Annotated in this window: 24 protein-coding genes; 8 read left to right on the top strand and 16 right to left on the bottom strand. The window is 60.5% G+C overall.

Translation table 11 applies throughout. The annotated features are described in order from the left end of the window. Positions 1-13: 13 nt before the first annotated feature. Positions 14-829: a class I SAM-dependent methyltransferase gene (locus BSG20_RS16960; RefSeq protein ID WP_072376992.1), complete on the top strand. Its 816-nt coding sequence runs from the start codon at positions 14-16 to the stop codon at positions 827-829. 47 nt (positions 830-876) lie between these two features. On the opposite strand, the gene BSG20_RS16955 is transcribed toward BSG20_RS16960, so the two are convergent. The 5 genes from BSG20_RS16955 to BSG20_RS16935 form a co-directional block, all read right to left on the bottom strand. Then, positions 877-1059, bottom strand: coding sequence for a hypothetical protein (locus BSG20_RS16955; RefSeq protein WP_072376861.1), 183 nt, complete (start codon positions 1057-1059; stop codon positions 877-879). 63 nt (positions 1060-1122) lie between these two features. Beyond that, a complete protein-coding gene (locus tag BSG20_RS16950; protein ID WP_072376994.1) occupies positions 1123-1599 on the bottom strand; it encodes an SRPBCC family protein in 477 nt (158 codons plus the stop codon). 8 nt (positions 1600-1607) lie between these two features. Beyond that, positions 1608-1940: an ArsR/SmtB family transcription factor gene (locus tag BSG20_RS16945; RefSeq protein ID WP_072376863.1), complete on the bottom strand. Its 333-nt coding sequence runs from the start codon at positions 1938-1940 to the stop codon at positions 1608-1610. Then, positions 1937-2620: a glutathione S-transferase family protein gene (locus tag BSG20_RS16940; RefSeq protein ID WP_072376865.1), complete on the bottom strand. Its 684-nt coding sequence runs from the start codon at positions 2618-2620 to the stop codon at positions 1937-1939. The genes BSG20_RS16945 and BSG20_RS16940 overlap by 4 nt, the downstream gene beginning before the upstream one ends. A 295-nt stretch (positions 2621-2915) precedes the next feature. Next, positions 2916-3731 (bottom strand): class I SAM-dependent methyltransferase, encoded by an 816-nt coding sequence (locus BSG20_RS16935; protein ID WP_072376867.1) that lies wholly within the window; start codon positions 3729-3731, stop codon positions 2916-2918. Positions 3732-3856: 125 nt separating this feature from the next. Between BSG20_RS16935 and BSG20_RS16930 the strand changes: the two genes are divergently transcribed. Beyond that, a complete protein-coding gene (locus tag BSG20_RS16930) occupies positions 3857-4579 on the top strand; it encodes a DUF2270 domain-containing protein (protein WP_072376869.1) in 723 nt (240 codons plus the stop codon). Between the two features lie 15 nt (positions 4580-4594). On the opposite strand, the gene BSG20_RS16925 is transcribed toward BSG20_RS16930, so the two are convergent. The 4 genes from BSG20_RS16925 to BSG20_RS16910 all read right to left on the bottom strand — a co-directional run bounded on the left by BSG20_RS16925 (position 4595) and on the right by BSG20_RS16910 (position 7540). Beyond that, the gene (locus tag BSG20_RS16925; RefSeq protein ID WP_024312824.1) at positions 4595-4861 is read right to left on the bottom strand and encodes an usg protein; all 267 of its coding nucleotides are present in this window, start codon (positions 4859-4861) and stop codon (positions 4595-4597) included. Between the two features lie 158 nt (positions 4862-5019). After that, positions 5020-5850, bottom strand: a complete 831-nt coding sequence (locus BSG20_RS16920) for an ABC transporter permease (protein WP_072376871.1) — start codon at positions 5848-5850, stop codon at positions 5020-5022. After that, positions 5847-6650 carry an ABC transporter permease gene (locus BSG20_RS16915; RefSeq protein WP_072376873.1) on the bottom strand — a complete coding sequence of 268 codons (804 nt, stop codon included), beginning with the start codon at positions 6648-6650 and terminating at the stop codon, positions 5847-5849. Before BSG20_RS16915 ends, BSG20_RS16920 begins: the two co-directional genes overlap by 4 nt. Before the next feature lie 113 nt (positions 6651-6763). Further along, the gene (locus BSG20_RS16910; RefSeq protein ID WP_024312821.1) at positions 6764-7540 is read right to left on the bottom strand and encodes an ABC transporter substrate-binding protein; all 777 of its coding nucleotides are present in this window, start codon (positions 7538-7540) and stop codon (positions 6764-6766) included. Positions 7541-7864: 324 nt separating this feature from the next. On the opposite strand from BSG20_RS16910, the gene BSG20_RS16905 reads away from it, so the two are divergent. Then, positions 7865-10081 carry an OmpA family protein gene (locus BSG20_RS16905; RefSeq protein ID WP_072376875.1) on the top strand — a complete coding sequence of 739 codons (2217 nt, stop codon included), beginning with the start codon at positions 7865-7867 and terminating at the stop codon, positions 10079-10081. Between the two features lie 89 nt (positions 10082-10170). Here the strand turns inward: BSG20_RS16905 and BSG20_RS16900 are convergent, their stop codons facing one another. Genes BSG20_RS16900 through BSG20_RS16885 form a run of 4 tightly spaced genes read right to left on the bottom strand, consistent with a single transcriptional unit; the run spans position 10171 to position 13040 of the window. After that, on the bottom strand, positions 10171-10959 hold the full coding sequence (locus tag BSG20_RS16900; protein WP_072376877.1) for a GNAT family N-acetyltransferase: 789 nt from the start codon (positions 10957-10959) through the stop codon (positions 10171-10173). A gap of 17 nt (positions 10960-10976) precedes the next feature. Next, a complete protein-coding gene (gene mobB, locus BSG20_RS16895; protein ID WP_072376879.1) occupies positions 10977-11492 on the bottom strand; it encodes a molybdopterin-guanine dinucleotide biosynthesis protein B in 516 nt (171 codons plus the stop codon). Continuing rightward, the gene (mobA, locus tag BSG20_RS16890; RefSeq protein WP_072376881.1) at positions 11492-12124 is read right to left on the bottom strand and encodes a molybdenum cofactor guanylyltransferase MobA; all 633 of its coding nucleotides are present in this window, start codon (positions 12122-12124) and stop codon (positions 11492-11494) included. Before mobA ends, mobB begins: the two co-directional genes overlap by 1 nt. A gap of 7 nt (positions 12125-12131) precedes the next feature. Beyond that, entirely contained in the window at positions 12132-13040 is a 909-nt protein-coding gene (locus tag BSG20_RS16885) for a DMT family transporter (RefSeq protein ID WP_072376883.1), read from the bottom strand. A 201-nt stretch (positions 13041-13241) separates the two neighbouring features. Between BSG20_RS16885 and BSG20_RS16880 the strand changes: the two genes are divergently transcribed. Next, on the top strand, positions 13242-14012 hold the full coding sequence (locus BSG20_RS16880) for an SDR family oxidoreductase (protein WP_072376885.1): 771 nt from the start codon (positions 13242-13244) through the stop codon (positions 14010-14012). A gap of 21 nt (positions 14013-14033) precedes the next feature. Here BSG20_RS16880 and moaA read toward each other — a convergent pair whose 3' ends face one another. Then, positions 14034-15080 (bottom strand): GTP 3',8-cyclase MoaA, encoded by a 1047-nt coding sequence (gene moaA / locus BSG20_RS16875; RefSeq protein ID WP_072376887.1) that lies wholly within the window; start codon positions 15078-15080, stop codon positions 14034-14036. 134 nt (positions 15081-15214) lie between these two features. Between moaA and BSG20_RS16870 the strand changes: the two genes are divergently transcribed. Together BSG20_RS16870 and BSG20_RS16865 are read left to right on the top strand one after the other, a co-directional pair. Next, on the top strand, positions 15215-15589 hold the full coding sequence (locus BSG20_RS16870; protein ID WP_072376889.1) for a gamma-butyrobetaine hydroxylase family protein: 375 nt from the start codon (positions 15215-15217) through the stop codon (positions 15587-15589). Positions 15590-15615: 26 nt separating this feature from the next. Next, positions 15616-16803: a low temperature requirement protein A gene (locus BSG20_RS16865; RefSeq protein WP_072376891.1), complete on the top strand. Its 1188-nt coding sequence runs from the start codon at positions 15616-15618 to the stop codon at positions 16801-16803. A 1-nt stretch (position 16804) separates the two neighbouring features. Here BSG20_RS16865 and BSG20_RS16860 read toward each other — a convergent pair whose 3' ends face one another. Beyond that, complete coding sequence (locus BSG20_RS16860) at positions 16805-17272, bottom strand: MarR family winged helix-turn-helix transcriptional regulator (RefSeq protein ID WP_024312811.1); 468 nt, start codon at positions 17270-17272, stop codon at positions 16805-16807. Positions 17273-17317: 45 nt separating this feature from the next. On the opposite strand from BSG20_RS16860, the gene BSG20_RS16855 reads away from it, so the two are divergent. Continuing rightward, positions 17318-18271, top strand: a complete 954-nt coding sequence (locus BSG20_RS16855) for an alpha/beta hydrolase (RefSeq protein WP_072376893.1) — start codon at positions 17318-17320, stop codon at positions 18269-18271. A 50-nt stretch (positions 18272-18321) separates the two neighbouring features. Continuing rightward, positions 18322-18933 carry a pyridoxamine 5'-phosphate oxidase family protein gene (locus tag BSG20_RS16850; protein ID WP_072376895.1) on the top strand — a complete coding sequence of 204 codons (612 nt, stop codon included), beginning with the start codon at positions 18322-18324 and terminating at the stop codon, positions 18931-18933. A gap of 129 nt (positions 18934-19062) precedes the next feature. Here the strand turns inward: BSG20_RS16850 and BSG20_RS16845 are convergent, their stop codons facing one another. Further along, positions 19063-20133, bottom strand: a complete 1071-nt coding sequence (locus tag BSG20_RS16845) for a GGDEF domain-containing protein (protein ID WP_072376897.1) — start codon at positions 20131-20133, stop codon at positions 19063-19065. Positions 20134-20424 lie beyond the last annotated feature (291 nt).

The raw sequence follows: 20424 nt of genomic DNA, 5'->3' as shown, positions 1-20424 counted from the left end.
GATTGGCATGAGCATGAGTGAAACGGGAATTGCAGGCGGGCACAACTACGGGCTTCGCGAGGAGATCAAGGCTTACTGGTCGGCCCGCGCGGCGACCTTCGATCTGTCTCCCGGGCACGAGATTTTTTCCGAGCGCGAGCGTGTTGCCTGGCATCGCCTGATTCTAAAGCATCTGGGGCCTGGCGACGGCAGGCTGGCCCTCGACCTTGCAAGCGGCACCGGCGTTATTTCCCACTTGATGGACGATCTTGGGTTCAGGGTCACGGGGTTGGATTGGGCTGAGCCGATGCTCGAGCGGGCGCGCGCCAAGGCAAAGGCGAGGGGACGGTCTATTTCATTTCGGATGGCGGACGTCGAGGCGACGATGGAACCCGATGCGACGTACGACGTCATCATAACCCGCCACCTCGTCTGGACACTCGTGGATCCCAAGGCGGCTTTTGCCGAATGGATGCGCGTCCTGAAGCCCGGCGGAACGATCCTGATCGTCGATGGCGACTTCGTGAAGGTGGGCCGTGTGGAACGGATGCTGAAGGCACTTGCGAAGACCATGGAGAGGGTCGGTTTGCTCAAGGCTGATCCGCAGCATGCACCGCTGGAACTGATGAAAAATCACAACGACATCGTTTCGCGCGTTCATTTCTCGAACGGCGCGCGGGCGGAGCTTGTCGCGGGCATGCTCGGTGGCGCGGGCTTCGAAGGCATGACGATCGACACGAACCTGCGCGAAATCCATAAGAGCCAGGCGAAGCACTGGAATTATCTGAAGGCGCTGTCACGTGGCATCCAGCATCGTTTTGCCATCAGTGCACGTAAGCCGGGCGGCTGAGGCGGCCACCAGGAACTGCAACGACGAGCGGCGAATCCTCAAGGCGGCTAGAACAGCAATGCATTGACCGTGACGATCACGAAAAAAGCAACGACGACCAAGGAAGCCGCCCAGACAACCGTGCGGTTGGCATTGGCCAGGACTTTTGGTCTGGGGCCGCGCTTGGGATTGAATTTGTGCCGCCGCTTTAGTGCGGTTCCACTTTGTGAAGATCGCTTCTCCGCAGCCATTCCGCCTCACTTGCAGCCGTGGGATTGTTAAGACGCCAATCTAGCATGAAAGCGGTCCAATATTTAGTGCGCGGTGCTGGCGTCGCGCTCGACGTAGGCTTGGATGCGATCGACCAAAATCTCGGTTCCCTGCCGACGCGAGCCACCGTCGGCGTAACCATCGAGGAAGACGACTTGCTCCGTGAAGAGCATGGTTGTTCCTGATGGTGTTGCCTCAAAGGTGATTGTCGCGAGCGAGGCCGAAATGCGTGTTTCGCCAAGTTTCATGTCGTAAGCATAGATGATGCGGGCTTGCGGCACGATGTCGAGGTAGCGCGCCTCGTAGGCGTGCGGAACGCCGTCGCTGTCGGCAACGCGGTTCCGTTCCTGGCCGCCGACGCGGAAGTCTAGGCTATATTCGAGGGACACCCATTCGTCGTGGCAAGCAAACCACTGACGTTTGGCCTCCGGATCGGCCCAGGCAGCAAAGACGCGTGAGACGGGCGCCCCCATCTTTCGCCCGATCACGAATGTCTCGTGCATGGCGGAATGCTTCGTCATGTCGTTCTTCACTCCGGTTGGTCGTCTGCGAGGAACTGCTCCAGGCGGTCGAAGGTTCTGTTCCAGCTTGCTTTGCGCTCGGCAAGCCAGCGCTCCATCTGCCCTAGCGCCTCCGTCTGCAGGCGATAGGTCCGCACACGTCCGCTCTTTGCCGAGCGGACGAGTCCGCTCTTTTCCAGAACCGCAAGGTGCTTCATAACAGTCGGAAGTGCCATCGACAGAGGCTCTGCGAGATCCGAGACGGAGGCAGGCCCACGGCCGAGACGATCAATCATCCCCCGCCGGCTGCGGTCCGACAGCGCCTGGAACATCTGATCGAGCGCGGCAGGTTCGTGGATCATTCCGCAGCTTCATCCGGTCGGAAGCGAGCAGGCAGCCGCTCGCGATAGGGATAGAACTTGAAGTATGGTCGCGCCTCTTCCAGAACGCGCGCAAACGACGGGCGCGCCAGAAGCCTCCTATAGTAGCCGTGCAGTCTTGGCTGGTTCAGGAAGGGCACAAGGGTCTCCGAGTAGAAGAGGGCGGGGGCGGCGGCACAATCGGCCATGGTGAAGCTGTCCCCGGCGATCCATGGGTGATCGCCAAGTTGCTGGTCGATCAGGTCGTAGGCTTTCCGAAGGGCCGCCTCGGCCTGGACCACGCGGGCCGGATCGCCGCCGCCGCGCAGGCGTTCGGCGACGATCTGCTGCATCGGCTCCTGCACGTGCAGGTCGAAGCAACGATCCCATAGTCTAACTTCGAGCGCTTTATCGAAATCGTTCGGGATAAGGGCATTCGCACCTGGATAATACCGATCAAGATACTCGATGATGATCGTCGTCTCGGGGATCGTGCGATCGCGCGCTTCATCGCGCAGCACCGGCATCTTGCCGAGCGGCGAGACGCTCAGGAATGCGGCTTTCGACGCCTTGTTTCCGAGGTCGACATGTACCGCCTCGAAGGGTGTGGCGTTCTCGTAAAGCGCGACAAGGACCTTGTGGCAGAAGGATGCAAGCGGATGACTGTGGAGGAAGAGCGACATGCGGCCAGCCTTTCACGTTGTTTGAAAACTTGCGTGAATGGCTAAGTATCAGGCCATCGATGTATCTTCAATAGAAAAGTTGCGCGAATGGCTAACTATCGGCGGGAGGAGCCGCGATTGTTGGCCCATTGTCCAGCCGCTTCGAACGCTGGGCGGTGCCACGATTCCATGCGACCTCTCCTCAGGGGTGCTGATGAGAAGTTCAGCTTTAAATCATCATTCGTCTACCGACTGGTCGCAATCAGAGATTGCATTTGGTGACGCCGGCTATCGCGATGTTCCGTCGCTGCTGGTATCAGCCAAGGCGCGCGATGACCAGATGGCCCGGGCTTGGATGACCTTCCTGCATGCGCACGTTGATCTCTCTCATCTCGACGAGTTCGAACCCGGTCGCTGCGAGCCGATCGCTGATATAGGCGGCGGAATGAAGGAAACGCTGATGGGGTCCGACCATGTAGGGTTGGCCCTTGGCCTCGGCTTCGGGGAGCTCTTCCGACGAGAAGATGAAAAGGCCACCTGGGTTGAGGTTTTCGGCGGCACCGAAGAACAGCGGTTCGAGCGCGCCTAAATAAGGCAGGACGTCTGTCGCCGTGATGAGGTCGAATGGATCCTCGTCATTGTCATCCAGGAAGTCCTCGACTTCTGCGACGAAGAGCGTTTCGTAGAGCTCTTTTTCATGGGCGATCTCGACCATGTTCTCGGAGATATCGAGGCCCGTCATGTCCTCACAGAGATCGCGGAGCGCGCCGCCGGTGAGGCCGGTGCCGCAGCCGAGGTCGAGCATGCGCTTGAAGGGGCCAAGGTTGAGCTCCTGCAGGCGCTGGCGGACCATCATCGGTACGTGGTAGCCGAGCTGTTCCGCCAAAACATCCTCGAAGACCTCGGCGTGCTGGTCGAACAAGGTCTCGACATAGGCATCCGGCGCCTTGGTCGGCGTTTCACCGCGTCCCATGGAGGCGATCCTGACGGCTGCACCCCCATGATCTTCGGGATCGATGGCGAGCACTTCCTCATAGGCTTTCACAGCCGCATCGACATCACCTGCCTTCTCGAGAGCAAGCGCCCGGTCGTAGGCTTCCGCAAGTGCGTCTTCGTCGATCTTCTTGGCCATAGCAATCCACCACCGTTTTTATTCCAGAGCTGCGTCTACGGCGACTGAATGCCTTTTGCAATGGCAACGTTCGGGGAGCAGAATAAGCTCCCTCTAATGGATAAAAACAAAATGGAGGAAATGCCATGGTCGCCGAAATCAGCAAGGCAAATTTCGAGAAGGAGTTGGACAGTCCGCGCCCGGGGCTGCCGGCGAGCCCCGGGGAGATCACGAATACGCTCAGCCACTACTATCGTGGCGAGCTCGGCCGGATGATAAGCTGGCGCGATCGCATCGACCGAACATCCAACTGGGCCATCACGGTTGCGGCAGCGCTGCTTTCGGTATCTCTCTCGACACCGACCTCTCACCATGGCGTGCTGCTTTTCGGGATGATGCTGATCACGCTACTGCTGCTCATCGAGGCGCGCCGTTACCGTTTCTTCGATATTTACCGTGCCCGCGTGCGAAAGCTCGAGCGGGGATATTTTGCTCAAATTCTTGCGCCAGACGGCGAGCCCAAAGTCGACTGGGCCGGCGCCATCGCCAAAAGTCTGCGCAAGCCGCAATTTCTGCTGAGCTATCGCGGGGCGGTAAAGCGCCGACTGCGCCGGAACTATTGCTGGATGTACCTCATCCTGCTTCTCGCATGGTGCCTGAAGATCACGACACCCAAGCTTCAGACCGAAGGCAATCCGCTAACGCAGGCGCATTCCTGGAACTATGTCATCGACAACGCGGCGCTTGGCCCGATTCCCGGTTTGGCCGTGCTCTGTATCGTCGCGCTGGCCTATCTCGTCATTCTTTATGGCGCACTGCGTCGCCAGATGGACGAAGGCGAGTTCGTCCAAGGGGAGGCTCATGTCTGACCGGCCACTGCACGGTCAGTTGAGGATGAACTCACCTTTCAGCGCACGCCATTCGGTCGCCGAGATGAGCTTGCGGTGTATGTAGCGTACCGAATGCAGCGGCCCGTCGAGCTTTTCCTGCCAGAATTTGAGGAAGCCGCGCATCTCGGGAAAGTCCGGAGCAAGATCGTAGTCCTGCCAGATGTAGGTCTGAAGGATCGTCTGGTGATCCGGCATGCGGTAGATGATCTGGGCGGTCGTGAGGCCGTAGCCACGAAGCTGCCTTTCCATGTCCTTGTGCATCGTCGTCTCGCTTCTCGTTCCAATGATCGCGTATCAGCGATCCTTGAAATGGAACCATGACATGCTTAACCGAAGCGTGACGAATTGCTAGAGGGATATGGATTTATTCTGAAATTTCAATCTGTTAGCAGCTCTCTGTGGCGAGTGCTGCCAAGTCCTTAGCGTTTCAGGTGGCGGGTCAGGCGACGCTCGATCCAGCCCCAGAGATGGCGTAGCGCTTCGACCATGCTGAGATAGAAGATCGCCGCCCAGAGATAGGTCTGATAATCGAAGGTGCGCGAGAAGGCGTAACGCGTTTCACCCATCAGGTCGAGGACGGTGATGATGGCAACGACCGCCGAGCCTTTGATCAGCAGGATGATCTCATTGCCGTAGGGCCGCAAGGCGACGATCAGCGCTTGCGGCAGGATGATCTTGCGGAAGGCGATGATCTTGTGGATGCCGAGCGAGGCCGCGGCCTCGTGCTGGCCGCGCGGAACGCTCTGGATGGCGCCACGCAGGATTTCAGCCTGATAGGCGGCGGTATTGATGGTCATCGCAAACATGCCGCAGTACCAGGCTTCGCGGAAGAACCACCATAAGCCGACAGCTTCCAGTTGTGGACGGAAACTGCCCAGGCCATAGTAAATGAGGAAGAGCTGGGCCAGCAGCGGCGTGCCACGGAACACATAGACGTAACAGTAGGCGATGCCATTGATGAACCTGTTCTTTGACATGCGGGCAAAGGCCAGCGGCAACGACAGGATCGCTCCGAAGAACACCGAGATCGCCACCAGCGCAATCGTCGTGTACAGGCCATGCAAATAGCGGGGGCCGTAGCGGGTGAACTTCTCGGGATCCCAGCCGCTCACCACCATCGCGATCAGGGCGGCGGCAAGGGCGATCCAGAGGGCGACGACGACGTAGCCGGTGATGCGCGTGGCGGTGATCGGCTTGTGCGCTTGCTTCGGCGCCGGCTGCGCCGGAATGAGCGTCTGGGCATGGCTCATCGGCTGATCTCCGACCGCTTGGCCCACCGCTCGATGTAGCTGAGGCCGAAGGAGGATATGACGGCAAGGCCGAGATAAAGAGTGCAGGCGACGGTATAAAACAGGAACGCCTGCTTAGTGACCTTAACGGCGACACCGGTCTGTCGCAGGATATCGGCAAGGCCGATGATCGAGACGTAGGACGTATCCTTGAGCAGGATCATCCAGAGGTTCACCAAGCCGGGAAGGGCGATGCGCACGAGTTGCGGCAGCACGATCAGGAGTAGGGTTCGCCCGCGATGAAAGCCCAGCGCGTCCCCTGCCTCGTACTGGCCCTTCGGAATGGCGCGGAAAGCCGACAGCAACACTTCCGAGCAATAGGCGGAGAATACGACCGAAAGCGCAATCATGCCCGCGAAGAAGGCGTTGATTTCGATGCGGCCGTCGTAGCCCATGGAGGCGAGAACCGACTGGATCAGGATCTGCATGCCGTAATAGATGATGAACAGCGTCAGCAGTTCCGGCAGGCCACGAAAGATCGTGGTGTAGATGCCGGCGGCCAGACGAACCGATTTCTCTTCCGATTGCTGGCCGAGCGCCACGAGAAAGCCGATGGTAAGTCCGATTGGCAGGGTAACCAGCGCGACCGCAACGGTGACCTTCAGGCCGGCGGCGATCTCATCGCCCCAGCCGGTGTCGCCACAGGCCAGGATCGTCGAAGAGGCGAACCAGGTGAAGAGTCCTGCAGGTCCGCAAAGCGGATCGAAGATATACCCAATCCAGGCCCAGAATGAGCCTAGCGCGGAAAATAATCCGCCCATGCCAGCTTTCCCCTCGCGGTTTGTACCGCTTTGATCTTTCCATTCTTGTCAAACAAAAATGGCGGAAGAGCAAGCCTCCCGCCATCAGCTTTATGAGCGACCTACAGCTTTTCTTATTGGCCGTAAACGTCGAAGTCGAAGTACTTGTCCTGGATCTTCTTGTATTCACCGCTGGTGCGGATCGCAGCGATCGCCGTGTTCAACTTTTCGCGCAGCGCGTCGTCACCCTTGCGGACGGCAATGCCTGCACCAACGCCGTTGATTTCCTTGTCGACTGGCAGGGGCGTCAGGATCTTGCAGCATGCGCCGGCATCCGACTTGACCCACTGCGACAGAACGACGATGTCGTCGATGACGGCGTCGACGCGGCCATTCGTGATATCGAGCTTGTACTCGTCTGCTGTCGGATAGAGCTTCAACTCGGTATCGGGCAGGTGCTTTTCAGCATAGTTCGAGTGGGTGGTGGAGGTCTGTGCGCCGATCGTCTTGCCCTTCAGGCCGGCAACGTCGGTGACGGTCGAATCCTTCGGTACGGCGATTGCCGGCGGGGTGTTGTAGTACTTGTTGGTGAAGTCGACGAGCTTCGAGCGCTCCGGCGTGATCGACATCGACGAGATGATCATGTCGAACTTCTTGGCCTGCAGCGCGGGAATGATGCCGTCCCAGTCGCTGCTGACGATGGTGCACTCGGCCTTCATCTCGGCGCAGAGCGCGCGGGCGATGTCCATGTCGAAGCCCAGGAACTGGCCGCTGGCGTCAACATATTCGAAGGGCGGATAAGTCGAGTCCGTGCCGATAACATACTTCTCGCCATCAGCCATCGCGGCGCCTGCGAAAAGAGACATCGCGGCGACGGAAGCGGCGGCGAGAATACGGGTGGAGATACGCATGTTAGTCCTCTCTGTTGGTGCCGCCGTTCGTATTTTTCTTTTGCGACGGAGGCAGAATGGGGCGGTGCGGACACTGCCTTGGCGCGATAATCAAACCTTTTTCAGCGGAATTGCAACTGGAATCGCAGGGGCGCTGGGGACAGCCAACTATGGCGAAGATGAACAATGCCGCACTGCCACATTCATACCGGGTTAATAGTCCAGTTCCTAAGACTCGTGGAACAAATGCAGTCCTCGCGCGGTTGTCGCCGCGGGTGAGTGCCCCAAAATCGGACGTGGCCGCGACCGCGTCTCAAAAAGCATAAAAGTCAACGAGGAGCCCCTATGGGTATGAAATCGAGATTGTTTGCCAGTGCCGCCTTTCCGCTGTTGTCACTGTCCCTCGTACTGCCTCCAGTGCATTCCTTTGCCGCAGTTGCCAGTGTTGATCAGGTTCGCGCAGCGCCGCAAGCGGTCGCGGGCAGCTTCGAGGTCGCGCAGGATGCGCCCTCCGACGAAGAGCTTCTGAAGAAGCGGCATAAGCAGCGCGACGGCGGCGGCAAGGAACAGGCTCCGGCGGCCCAGGAGCAGCCCCCACAGCAGGAGGCGCCTGCCGAGCAACCGCAGCAACAGCAGGAAGCGCCCCCCGAAAAGCCCCGCAAGCAGCGTGAGCCAGCAGCGGAGGCGCAGCCCGAGCAACAGGAAGCACCGGCAGAAAAACCCCGCCGTCAGCAGGAGCCTGCGGCCGAGCAGCAGTCTCAGCAGCTACAAGAAGAAGTTCCCGCCGAAAAGCCGCGCAAGAAACGGCAGCCCGCCGCCGAACAGGCAGCGCCTGCCGCGCCGCAGGAGCAGGTAGCTCCCGCACCGGAACAGCAGCCGGCGGAGAACCAGGAAAAGCCGCGTCGTAAGCGCGACAAGCAACAATCGCTGGAGGAGGCAGCGCCGCAACCTCAGACGGAACAGGCCGCCCCGCAGCAGGAACAAGCTCAGCCGCAGGGTGTAGAGTCGCAGCCCAAGGGTAAGGGAAGCAAGCAGCAGGCGACCGAAGGCTCGGAGCAGCCGGTAAAGCCACGCAAGAAGCCGGCCGCCGCTGAAGCGCCGCAGCAGCAAACGCAGAAGCCGGCAGCCGAACAGACCCCCGTTCCACAGGTATCGCCGGCTCCCGAGAAGCCGCCCGTTCCGGCACAGGAACCGGCGACAGAGGCAAAGCCTGGCGGTGCGCAGCCGACCCAACAGCAGGGCGAACAGGTCCCGGTACCTCAGCAGGGTGAGCAGGCGCCCGCCCAGCAGCAGGGCGAGCAGATCCCGGCGCAGCCGAACGCAGCACCGACCGATCAGCCGGCAACGGGTCAGGCCGAACAGGTTATCCCGGCTCCAGAGACGATCACGCCCAAGGAGCTCGAGCGTCGCAAGGCAATTGCCGCGGATCCGAGCAAGAGCACGGAAACCGTCGTTCTGCCTGTTGAAAACGGTGCGGCCGTTCTCGATAGCGACAAGGACGCCGATCGCTCCGGTGGCATCCAGTCCCGTCGCGATCGCGACAGGCAGCGTGGCCAGGAGCAGAACTTCCGCGTTCCGAAATCCGATGCTGACGCCCAGATCGTAACCGAAGGCGCCAAGGCCGCGCCGATCAGGATCGAAGCCGTCACCAGCGAGGAAGGCCGGCGCCTCGAGGGGCGTCCGCAGTTCGAGCGGCCGGAAGGCGCACGCTTCGGCGAGCGCGGCGACGACAATCGCGTGATCATCCAGATCAATAACCAGACGATCGTTCGCGGTGATGACGACCGGCGCTTCCTACGTGACGGCGAGCGTCCAATTTACGAGCAGCTGCCGCGGGACCGCTACCGCGAGACGATCGACCGTGACGGCTATCAGATCGTGACGATCCGCAACCGCTATGGCGACATCATTCAGCGGTCGCGCGTAGACAATCGGGGGCGCGAGTCGGTCCTCTACTATTCGCCGGATCTCTATGAAGATCCAGACCGCGGCTACTTCGAGGATCCGGGTCGCGATCTGCCGCCGATGCGCCTGCGCATTCCGCTGGATGACTACATCATGGACACGAGCAGCGATGACGACCGCAACTACTATGACTTCCTGCGCGAGCCGCCTGTGGAGCCTGTGGAGCGTGTCTATTCGCTGGATGAGGTGAAGTATTCGGCGCGTATCCGCGACAAGGTTCGCCGTATCGACCTCGATACGATCACTTTTGCGACGGGCAGTGCCGAGATCCCGATGAGCCAGGCGCGCAGCCTGCGCAAGGTTGCCGATGCGATCAACGAGGTGCTGCGCAAGGATCCGGCGGAAACCTTCCTGATTGAAGGTCACACCGATTCTGTCGGCTCCGACCAAAGCAACCTTGTCCTGTCTGACCAGCGCGCGGAATCGGTGGCGAACGTCATGACCGACGTTTACGGCATCCCGCCTGAAAACCTGGCGACGCAGGGCTACGGCGAGCGTTACCTCAAGGTCAACACGCAGGGGCCGAACCAGGAAAACCGCCGCGTCACCATCCGTCGCGTGACGGCACTCGTACGCCCGGTCGCCTCACGCAACTGAGCCGACAGTCAGAACTGATCGAGAGCCGCCGGGAGACCGGCGGCTTTCTTGCGCACGCCACACCCTTTGCCGTAGGCAGGGACCGAAGCCTAGGTCGTAAAGCGGGCGTCATCGATCGGTGTTGCGAGGCCGCAAAGGATTGCCGGATCGAGCCGCAGGCCGCAGGACTCAATCATGCGGCGGGAAGCCCTATTGTCGGCGTGCACGAACTCAACCACTTCGTCAGCGCCCAGCTTCTCGAATGCGGCCATAATTGCCAGAGCGTTGACAAGCCGGCCAAGGCCTTTTCCACGCTGACCTGCTGTGACCGTTATCAAGCCGACCCAGGCGACGCCACGATAGCTGCTGTGGGTATTGAAGGGCAGATTCGCGTGTGCCGTGGCGACGATATCGCCGTCCTCGCCTGCGACGGCGACCGTCACAGCCGGCACGATCTTGCCAAGCAGCATGTCGGCGGAGAACGGCGCGATGCCATTGTGCGCCATGCAGAGCTGAATGCGCCGAACCGTCTCGTCCTCGGGACGGGCCAAAAGGTCGAGGCAGGTTAGCCTGTCGGGCAGCCCGGCCGCCCGGATCGGGGTGCAAGCGGCGACCGCCGTCGTGCGGTCCGCCCTACAGACGCTCCACACGTCAACCCGGTAGGACGATCCAAGCTTCCAACGGATGTCTTCGATGCGCGTCGTCGGCATCATGCGAAAGCCGAAGACGCCGTCCTTGGCGAGGCGCTCATCGACAAAGGCCCAGTCGATGCGGTCGAAATCGTCGAACGCGAAGAACCGACCCGCTTGCACGAGGCCGGGTGTGGCCGCAATCCTCGCCTGTGCCTCGTCGGACTGACGCTGCAGTCGCTGCTGTTTTTCGGTGCCGTAGTAGTTCATCGGTCCCTCGCAACAAGCTACTTTGCAGGTAGTTCAACCATTCCCGAAATGAAATCTGCGATCGCCTGCGTATCATCGAGATTGAAGACCGGCAGAAAGGCTTCGGCAACCGGGTAATCGGCCGCAATGGCGGCGATGAAGGGATCTGTCGGCGCGAGAGGTTCCTGGTTGGCTGCTTCCAGCCGCCGGGCTTCAATCTTTGGGATCGGTTCGCGCTTGTAGCCCTCGATCAATACGAGGTCGCAGGGCGCAATCCGGCCAAGGATCTCTTCGAATGTTGGCTCGGGGGCACCGCGCAACTCGTGCATGATGGCGAAACGCGTGCCGGAAACGATCGTGACTTCTTGTGCGCCGGCCTGCCGGTGGCGGTAGCTATCGGCACCGACCTTGTCGATGTCGAAATCATGATGGGCGTGCTTGATCGTCGAAATGCTGTAGCCGCGGCGGGTAAACTCCTCGACGAGGCGGACGGCCAGGCCGGTCTTGCCCGAGTTCTTCCAGCCTGCGATGCCAAAGACTTTCGGTTTTTGCATCAGGCCAGCACCCTCAGCCAGCGTTCCGCCTCGGCGAGATCGTCTGGCGTGTTGACGTTGAAAAACGGATCGAGAAGGCTTGCGCGCGTCGGGCGCAGCGGAAAGGCAACCTCCGTAACGTCATGCCGTAAGAGGAAGTCCCGCACGCGGCGTTTTTCGTCCGTGGCAATCCAGGCTTCCAGATCATCGGCAAGCTTGAGGGGCCATAAGCCAAACACGGGATGACTGCGGCCTTCCGAGGCTGCGATGGCAATTTTCTCGGGCGCATCAATGGCGGCGGCAAGCCAGTCGACCAGGTCGCGGGGGAAGAATGGACTGTCGACCGATACCGTAACCACGTGCGTAACACCTCCGAGCGTCGCGCCATAGGCCATCGCGGCATGGATGCCGGCCATCGGTCCCGCTTTGCCGGGAACTATATCAGGAATGAACAGGTGGCGGCAATTTTCCGGCGTCGCGTCGGCATTGACGGCAAGGATGCTTACCTGCGGCTCAAGCTGTTCGACGACACGCTCCAGCAAGGTGCGGCCGCTGAGCTGCACGGAGGCTTTGTCGCGGCCCATCCGCGAGGAGCGCCCGCCGGCCAGGACGACGCCCGGTATATTGGATCTATCCAGCGAAAAATCGTTCATAATTGCCTCAGACAGGTGTTCTCGGCTCGGACTCTTGGGCGACCGGCGGTACATGGCGCTTGGCCTCACGATAGAACGTGTAGAGGCCGGACGCGATGACGATTGCAGCACCGGTGAGTGTCCAGAGATCAGGGAGTTCCGCAAAGAAGACGAAGCCCAGCAATGTCGAGAAGATCAGGCTCGTGTAGCGGAACGGCGCCACGAAGGAAATTTCGCCCGTTCGCATCGCCATGATCACGGACTGATAGCCGATCAGGACGAGAATGGCCGCGAGTAACAGATGGGAAAGCGACGTAAGGCTAACCGGCTGCCATCCGCCCAGCAGCGGCGTCAGCAAGGCGCCGACGATCGTCACGGAGACGGCGGTGACCACGGTGATCATCAGCGACGGAATCTCCGGGCCGATGCCGCGCGTGGCGAGGTCGCGGCCGGCCGTGGTGAGCACGCTGCCGACGCACAGGAGTGCGGCGGCCGTGAAGCCGTCCGGTCCCGGTCGAATGATGATCAGTACACCAGACAGCCCCACGAGAATCGCCGACCAGCGACGCCAGCCGACTGGTTCCGAGAAAAACAGCGCCGCGCCGAAGGTCACGACCAGCGGCAGTGATTGCAGGATGGCTGAAGCATTCGCGATCGGCATCATTCCAAGCGCAGTAATGTAAGTAACGGCTGCCAATATCTCGCAAATGACGCGGACGATGACCATCGGCTTGAGCACCATGCGCCACGACCGCAATGCGCCCATGTAGCGCGCGATGACGTAGACAAAGATGCTGGTGAAGAGGCCGCGCAAGCACATGATCTGGCCGGCATTCATGTAGGCGATGACTGATTTGGAAAGCGCGTCGCTGCAGGAAAATCCGGCCATGGCCGAACTCATGTAGATGGCGCCCTGGGTATTGCGGGACCGCGGCATGTCGATATTCCGATTCTCGTCCACGTCCTTTTAGAGGGTGCCTGGCGGGATGGGAATCGAAGGAAAGCCACACCTGACATAATTCGATTGCGCAGTGCACAATAATGCAGGCGATGCGTGCCGACACTGCAGGAAACGGGTGGCTGGCAGCCCCGATCTCTGAGATTTCGAATACCGCCAACAACAAGTGGAGGTTCCGATATGAAATATCTGGATGGCAAGGTTGCGATCATAACAGGCGCGAGTTCCGGTATCGGCCGGGCAGCGGCCAAGCTCTTCGCCGCGGAAGGTGCGCTGCTGGTCGTGGCGGCGCGTCGCGAGGCCGAACTCGGCATGCTGGTGGAAGAGATCGGGGATGCAGGCGGCGAGGCGGTCGCGGTCGCGGGCGACGTGCGCGAGGAGGCTTTGAACCGGCGGCTGGTCGAGGTGGCGTTGCAACGCTTCGGCGGTCTGGACGTCGCATTTAACAATGCCGGCAGCGCGGGCGAATCCGCACCCGTGGCCGAACTGTCGCTCGATGCCTGGAACGAGATGATTGCGGTCAACCTGACGAGTGCCTTCCTTGCGGCGAAATACCAGGTGCCGGCGATGATCGAGCGCGGCGGCGGATCGATCGTCTTTACCTCGACGTTCGTCGGCCATACGGCGGGGATGCCCGGCATGGGCGCCTATGCAGCCAGTAAGGCGGGACTGACCGGGCTTGTACAGGTGCTTGCGGCGGAGCTCGGTGCGAAGAACATCCGCGTCAACGCGCTGTTGCCCGGCGGCACTGATACCGCGATGAATCCGGCCAATTTCGAGAATCCCGATAGCGAACTCGTCGCCTTCATCCACGGCCTGCATGCGCTGAAACGCCTGGCGCAGCCAGAGGAGATCGCCCAGGCGGCGCTCTTCCTCGGATCCGATATGGCGAGCTTCGTCACGGGAACGGCCATGCTGGCGGATGGCGGGGTATCGATCAACCGGACGTAGTTCGCACGTCACCGGCGAGCGTCACCCGCCGGTGACGCTCATGTGGCGGGCAACGGCAGGTCGATTATGGGTGCGGTCGATGATGAAGTCGTGGCCTTTCGGCTTGCGCGAGATCGCCTCGTCGATCGCGGCATAGAGAAACCCGTCGTCTGGTGTGGCGCGCACGGCAGCGCGCAGATCGGCGGCGTCGTTCTGTCCGAGGCACATGTAGAGCGTGCCGGTGCAGGTCAGCCGCACGCGATTGCAGCTTTCGCAGAAGTTATGCGTCATCGGCGTGATGAAGCCCAGCCGGCCGCCGGTCTCCCTGACTTCGACATAGCGGGCCGGGCCGCCGGTGCGGTAGCCGATCTCGGAGAAGGTGAACTGGCGTTCGAGATCGGCGCGCAGCTTCGACAGCGGCAGGTAGCGATCGGTGCGGTCTTCCTCGATTTCACCCATCGGCATGGTTTCGATGACGGTCAGATCCATGCCGCGACCATGCGCGAAGCGGATCATCTCGGGCATTTCGACGTCGTTGAAGTCCTTCAGCGCCACCGCATTGAGCTTGACCTTGAGGCCGGCTTTCTGTGCCGCCTCGATGCCTTCCATCACCTTGTGGAAGTCGCCCCAGCGGGTGATCTGGCGGAACTTGTCGGGATCAAGCGTATCGAGGGAAACATTGATGCGGCGCACGCCGCAATCATAGAGCTCGTCGGCGAAGCGGGAGAGCTGCGAGCCGTTGGTGGTCAGCGTCAGTTCGTCGAGGCCGGAGCCGATCTGCTTGCCGAGTTCGCGCACCAGATGCATGATGTTCTTGCGCACCAGCGGTTCGCCGCCGGTGAGCCGCAGCTTGCGCACACCTTTCGCGATGAAGACGGAACAGAGCCGATGGAGTTCCTCGAGCGTCAAAAGCTCCTGCTTCGGCAAGAAGGTCATGTGTTCGGCCATGCAATAGGTGCAGCGGAAATCGCAGCGGTCGGTGACGGACACGCGCAGATAAGTCACGGCCCGCTTGAACGGGTCGATCATCGGTTTTGCCTCTGCGACCAGTGGCGATGCGCTGCCTGTCGTTCCGACGTTGCTGTTCACGAATGCCTCCGCAATGCTACTAATGTGCGTATAGGCTATTGCCGCGTCAAGGGAAACGCTTCTTGGGCACGGCAAATTGAACTTGCCTCGCCACGCTGCATTGCCTACTCGTGATTTTGAAGGGGAATGGGATCATGAGCGATATCTGGCCGACTGAACTCAGAGTTTCGAAAGACCGGCAGCACCTCGTTGTCACGTTCAACGACGGGCAGAGCTTCGATCTTTCCGCCGAGATGGCGCGTGTGCTATCTCCATCCGCGGAGGTGCAGGGGCACGGGCCGGGACAGAGGGTGACAGTGCCTGGCAAGCGCAATGTCGCGATCATCTCTCTGACACCGACCGGCAACTATGCGGTGCGCATCGGCTTCGACGATATGCACGATACCGGCATCTATACCTGGACCTATCTGCGCGAACTTGGCGAGCGGGGCGAAGAGCTGTTTGCTGCCTATGAAGAAGAGCTGCGCCAGAAGGGCATGAACCGCGACACGTCAGAGAAGCCACGCTGAACGACAACGGCCACAAGGGGGAGTGCATGGCGGGAACGAGCAAACGAAACTGGCTGCGCGCCAAGGGCAGCCCGAGTGAAAGTAGGGTGACCTTTCTCGAACTGTTCTTCGATCTCGTTTTCGTCTTCTCGATCTCGCAGCTCTCGCACGCCCTGGCGGCCCACTATACGCCGCTCGGTGCTCTTGAGGCCGGCCTGATGACGTTTGCGGTCTGGTGGGTGTGGATATTCACCGCCTGGGTGACCAATTGGCTCGATCCCGACAAGATGCCGGTTCGGGGCATTCTCGTCGTGCTGATGTTGCTTGGCCTCGTTCTTTCGGCGTCTATCCCGGCGGCTTTCGGCGACAAGGGGCTGCTCTTTGCCGGCGCTTACGTGCTCATGCAGGTCGGTCGATCTCTTTTCGCGGCCTATGCGGTCAAGTCGGACGCATCCAAGTACCAGAACTTCGTCCGCATCAGTAGCTGGCTAATTTTTTCCGGCGTATTTTGGATCGCCGGCGGCCTGCTGGAGCATGACGCGCGGATGATTGCATGGCTTATTGCAATTGCCATCGAATATGCCGGTCCGGCGAGCGGCTTTGCGGTGCCGGGACTTGGCAAATCGACCACTTTAGACTGGGACGTGTCAGGCGCCCACATGGCCGAGCGTTGTGCGCTTTTCGTCATCATCTGCCTTGGCGAGGCGGTGCTGGTTTCGGGGCGGACATTTTCTGAAATGCCATTTTCAACGTTGACCGCGGTCGTCTTCGGGACCGGGTTCGTCGGCACGGTGGCGATGTGGTGGCTCTACTTCCGTTTCGGCCATGAGCGGGCGGCCCATCGCATCGAGCACGACGAAAAGCCGGGAGGCCTGGCGCGGCAGGCGTTCACCTATGCGCATATTCCAATCCTGGCAGGGATCATCGTCCATGCCGTCGCAGTCGAGTTCATGTTTTCACACCCGCACGAGAGCGGCAATCTTGGTGTACTAGCTTCGGTGCTCGGCGGCTCGGGACTGTTCCTTGCCGGCAATCTCTGGTTCAAGGGAGCGACCAGCGGGCGCTTGCCACTCTCGCACCTTGCTGGGCTCGTGCTGCTGATCCTGCTTGCCTTCATCGCTCCATTCATCGAGCTCTACCTTGCCGGTATCCTTGCGACGCTGGTGCTGATCATCGTGGCCGCATGGGAATATAAATCCCTTGCAGGTGGCGCAGTCGGCCACACCGTTCACTGAATCAGTCTTCGTAGACCAAGTCCTGCTGCAGGACACGGATGATCCGTTCCATCGAATCGGCCATCGCCATGCATTGTTCGATCGGTTCGGGTGACAGCACGCGCTCGATGAGATCGGTCTGAATAACCATGGCCTTTTGCGTGACATCTCGGCCTTCCGGCGTCAGGAAGAGCCGAAGCACGCGCTTGTCCTTCTCGTCGCTGCGCCGTTCGATCAACCCGCGCTTTTCCATCTGCGGCAGGAGCATGCTCATGTTCGAGCGGCCGACCAGCAGTTTGCGCGCGAGTTCCTGCTGCGAGATGCCTTCGAAGCGGTAGAGATTGATGAGAATATCGAGATGCGGGGTCTTGATATCGAGTTCGGTGAGCGACCGGCCGAGCGACTGCTGCATGAGCTGGCAAGCGCGGGCGACAGCGATCCAGCTGCGAAAACGCGGATGATCCCAGGGCAGGGATTGATTTTTGTTCATCGTTGTACTTTATTGTTCAGTGTTGAACATTGTTGGATTCCCACTATGACAAACTTTGCGCTGAAGGTCACCCGCCTCGGATTTTCGCTGCTGCAGTCGGTTTCGCCGCGCATCGCCGGAAAGGCGGCATTCCGTCTGTTCTGCGTAACGCCGTCCACGAAACCCAAGGGCGAGAAGGCTAAAGCAGCACATGCAGCGGGCGCGGAAAAGCTCGCCGGCGCGGAGCGGTTCACGCTTCGTCTTATCGGCGGCGGACGGGCGCATGCCTATCGGCTGAATGGCGGCGCTTTGGGGCGCCGCCCCCGTTATCTTGTGACGCACGGCTGGGGATCGAGCGGCGCGTATATGGGCGATCTCGCGGAGAGGCTGGCGGCAACCGGTGCCGAGGTGATCGCAGTCGACTTTCCCGGCCATGGCCGCGCGGCAGGGCGGGTTCTCCACATGGGCATGGCGGTGAAGGCCATCGCGGCAGCCGAGCGTCGATTCGGGGCGTTCGACGCTGCAATCGGCCACTCCTTCGGCGGCGCTGCACTGATGGTGGCGGCGGCGGGGATGCTGCCCGGCGTTACTGCCGTGCTCCCGGAGAAGCTCGCGCTGATCGGCTCGCCGAGCGAGATGCACTGGCTCTTCCAGGATTTCGGCAAGATGATCGGCCTTGGACGGTCGGCGCAACAGGTACTTGAGACCGAGGTGTTCCGGGTCACCGGCCGGCGATTGGAGGAATTCGACGCGAGCAGGGCGGCCGACGCGATCCGGCGCCCGGTGCTGATCGTGCATGCCGAAGACGATAAGGAAGTGAACGCCAACCACGCGCGGCGTTACGCGGCGGCAAGTGATGCTGTGCGGCTCTATTGGGCCAATGGGTTCGGGCATCGCCGGATCGTCGGGGCTCGGCCGGTTCTGGATGCAATCACCGGTTTTCTCGCTGAGGACGATGCGGACAAAGATGCTGAGATCATTCCGCTTTTCGATCTTCCCGCCAGGCGTATGTCATTGTAATGTCACGCTAGGCAGCTAAAGGCCGCCACGACAATGCGGGCAGGACAACCATGAAAATCGTCGAAACGGTGGAAGAACTCGCGGCGATCTACGCTGGCGGGTTGACGCAGGCATCCGTGGCCAAGGTGACGGATTATCTGACGCCGCTGTATCGCGAAATGATCGAGGCATCGCCCTTCGTGGCGCTGGCGACCGTGGGACCCGAAGGGCTCGACTGTTCGCCGCGCGGCGATATTGGCGGGGTTGTGCGCATCATCGACGACAGGACACTGCACCTGCCCGACTGGCGTGGAAATAACCGCGTCGATTCGCTCTCCAACATCGTGCGCGACCCGCGCCTGGCGCTGATGTTCCTCATTCCCGGATCGAACACAACGATGCGCATCAACGGGCGCGGCGTCGTGACCAATGACGAGGCGGTCCTTTCCAGCTTCGAGATGGACGGAAAGCATCCGCGAACGGTGATCGTCATCACGATCGACGAGGTTTATTTCCAGTGTGCTCGTGCGCTGATCCGTTCCGAGCTATGGAACCCGGAAACCTTCATCGATCCGAAGAGCCTGCCGACACCGGGGTTGATGCTGAAGGCGGCGACCGGGGATTTCGACTACGAAACCTATGACCGCGAATGGCCGCAACGCGCGGCCAAGACGATGTGGTAACGTCAGTCGTTCTTCCAAATGGGCTCGCACGCAGGCTATCGATGGCTGTTGCTTGCGATAGCGACAGGTGTCGTGACGATCGCAGCTCATCGACTGCAACGGGCAGGTCGGGACGGTGTCGGCTGGGATTTATGCCTTATAGATCAGCCAGCTTTTTGTGAAGTCTTTCTGCATACCGTCTTCGAAGAGGACGCTGCAGTTGCGGCCGGAATTCTTGGCGCCGTAAAGCGCCACGTCGGCCTTGTGATAAAGCTCGCCGGCGTCCTCCGCGTAGGATGCCATGCAGGCGCCGACCGATACGGTGACAGGTCCGTAGTTGACCCTCGTGCGCGAGTTCGTGAAGGGCGTCGTTTCCAATGTGCGGCGGATGCGTTCGGCCGTTCCCATCACTTCCTCGGAAGTGTTGCCCTCGATGATCAAGGCGAACTCCTCGCCGCCGGTGCGGGCGACGAAAACGTCGCGGCGTACATTGGCTCGGATGACCGAGGCGACAGTCGCAAGGATTTTGTCACCCACCGGATGACCATAGGTGTCGTTGATCTTCTTGAAGTTGTCGATGTCAGCAAGCACGAGCGCGGTAACGGGACGCATTGCCGGATTGTTGAAGACGGCCGACAGGCGGTCGTCGAAGGCACGTCGGTTCGACAGGCGCGTCAATGAGTCAGTATTGGCAATGCGCTTATACTCGTCGAGTTCCTTGCGAACCTGATCCATTTCCTGCGAACGCTGAACGACGTTCTCGACCGTGCGTTCGCCGTGCGCCATGGTGTCGCCGGTTGCCTCGGTAAGCAGGGTGAGGGCGTTTTCGATAAGCTCCACGCTTGTATGGTTCTTCGAGCTGATCCGCTTGTAGGTTTCGCCGAGAAGCTTGTTGTAGCTCTCCAGCGATATTTGCTCCTGGCGAAGGACGCGCAACAGTGTCTCGAGCTCGGCGGCGATGCGACCGTGCGCGTCGTCGAACACACGGGCAGGGCTGTGCGCAAAATACTGTGCACCGAGGGCATCCAATTCCTCCTGCGTCGCCTGACTGCCGAGCGCCGCGAGGTCGCGAGTCAGCGCCGGGTTGGAGCCGATGTAGGCTTCGTAGAAGAGTTCGTAATTGCGAGGGATCGGCGCAACGCCCATGGAGCGCATGGCGAACGTGATCTGACCTGCCACGTCGGGAACCTGCGCCCTCGTTGGCGCTGCGGCCGTCGTCATGCGGCTACTCCTCAATTGAATGTCAAATGCAGTCTTTAATTGGTTAGCCTACAAATATTGGGAAATGATTAAGGGGGGATATACCAATGATTACATACGATCTTCTCTATGCTTGCTTATCGCATTGATTTTATCTGAGAATTTGCATCGACGTAACAATTGTTGCGCCTTGTGCGCGAGTAACGCGAAATAAAAAATCCCATCAGCCGTTTTGGTTGCTTCCGATCGTCTCCAGATTGTTGACAGTCGGTGTCGATTGGTCGCTCTATTGTGCGTTGCCGAGAAGGCGCA

The organism is Rhizobium tibeticum, from assembly GCF_900110205.1.
GTDB lineage: Bacteria > Pseudomonadota > Alphaproteobacteria > Rhizobiales > Rhizobiaceae > Rhizobium > Rhizobium tibeticum.
This window is presented reverse-complemented; position numbering and strand designations above follow the sequence as displayed.

Bases quoted from the DNA above. Each gene is read 5' to 3' on its own strand.
- BSG20_RS16855 (WP_072376893.1), top strand. From the start codon at position 17,318: ATGACAAACTTTGCGCTGAAGGTCACCCGCCTCGGATTTTCGCTGCTG.
- BSG20_RS16935 (WP_072376867.1), bottom strand. From the start codon at position 3,731: ATGGCCAAGAAGATCGACGAAGACGCACTTGCGGAAGCCTACGACCGG.
- BSG20_RS16930 (WP_072376869.1), top strand. From the start codon at position 3,857: ATGGTCGCCGAAATCAGCAAGGCAAATTTCGAGAAGGAGTTGGACAGT.
- BSG20_RS16845 (WP_072376897.1), bottom strand. From the start codon at position 20,133: ATGACGACGGCCGCAGCGCCAACGAGGGCGCAGGTTCCCGACGTGGCA.
- BSG20_RS16950 (WP_072376994.1), bottom strand. From the start codon at position 1,599: ATGACGAAGCATTCCGCCATGCACGAGACATTCGTGATCGGGCGAAAG.
- BSG20_RS16925 (WP_024312824.1), bottom strand. From the start codon at position 4,861: ATGCACAAGGACATGGAAAGGCAGCTTCGTGGCTACGGCCTCACGACC.
- BSG20_RS16900 (WP_072376877.1), bottom strand. From the start codon at position 10,959: ATGAACTACTACGGCACCGAAAAACAGCAGCGACTGCAGCGTCAGTCC.
- BSG20_RS16885 (WP_072376883.1), bottom strand. From the start codon at position 13,040: ATGCCGCGGTCCCGCAATACCCAGGGCGCCATCTACATGAGTTCGGCC.
- BSG20_RS16860 (WP_024312811.1), bottom strand. From the start codon at position 17,272: ATGAACAAAAATCAATCCCTGCCCTGGGATCATCCGCGTTTTCGCAGC.
- BSG20_RS16905 (WP_072376875.1), top strand. From the start codon at position 7,865: ATGGGTATGAAATCGAGATTGTTTGCCAGTGCCGCCTTTCCGCTGTTG.
- BSG20_RS16865 (WP_072376891.1), top strand. From the start codon at position 15,616: ATGGCGGGAACGAGCAAACGAAACTGGCTGCGCGCCAAGGGCAGCCCG.
- mobA (WP_072376881.1), bottom strand. From the start codon at position 12,124: ATGAACGATTTTTCGCTGGATAGATCCAATATACCGGGCGTCGTCCTG.
- BSG20_RS16940 (WP_072376865.1), bottom strand. From the start codon at position 2,620: ATGTCGCTCTTCCTCCACAGTCATCCGCTTGCATCCTTCTGCCACAAG.
- BSG20_RS16920 (WP_072376871.1), bottom strand. From the start codon at position 5,850: ATGAGCCATGCCCAGACGCTCATTCCGGCGCAGCCGGCGCCGAAGCAA.
- BSG20_RS16850 (WP_072376895.1), top strand. From the start codon at position 18,322: ATGAAAATCGTCGAAACGGTGGAAGAACTCGCGGCGATCTACGCTGGC.
- BSG20_RS16880 (WP_072376885.1), top strand. From the start codon at position 13,242: ATGAAATATCTGGATGGCAAGGTTGCGATCATAACAGGCGCGAGTTCC.
- BSG20_RS16955 (WP_072376861.1), bottom strand. From the start codon at position 1,059: ATGGCTGCGGAGAAGCGATCTTCACAAAGTGGAACCGCACTAAAGCGG.
- mobB (WP_072376879.1), bottom strand. From the start codon at position 11,492: ATGCAAAAACCGAAAGTCTTTGGCATCGCAGGCTGGAAGAACTCGGGC.
- BSG20_RS16910 (WP_024312821.1), bottom strand. From the start codon at position 7,540: ATGCGTATCTCCACCCGTATTCTCGCCGCCGCTTCCGTCGCCGCGATG.
- BSG20_RS16945 (WP_072376863.1), bottom strand. From the start codon at position 1,940: ATGATCCACGAACCTGCCGCGCTCGATCAGATGTTCCAGGCGCTGTCG.
- BSG20_RS16960 (WP_072376992.1), top strand. From the start codon at position 14: ATGAGTGAAACGGGAATTGCAGGCGGGCACAACTACGGGCTTCGCGAG.
- BSG20_RS16870 (WP_072376889.1), top strand. From the start codon at position 15,215: ATGAGCGATATCTGGCCGACTGAACTCAGAGTTTCGAAAGACCGGCAG.
- BSG20_RS16915 (WP_072376873.1), bottom strand. From the start codon at position 6,650: ATGGGCGGATTATTTTCCGCGCTAGGCTCATTCTGGGCCTGGATTGGG.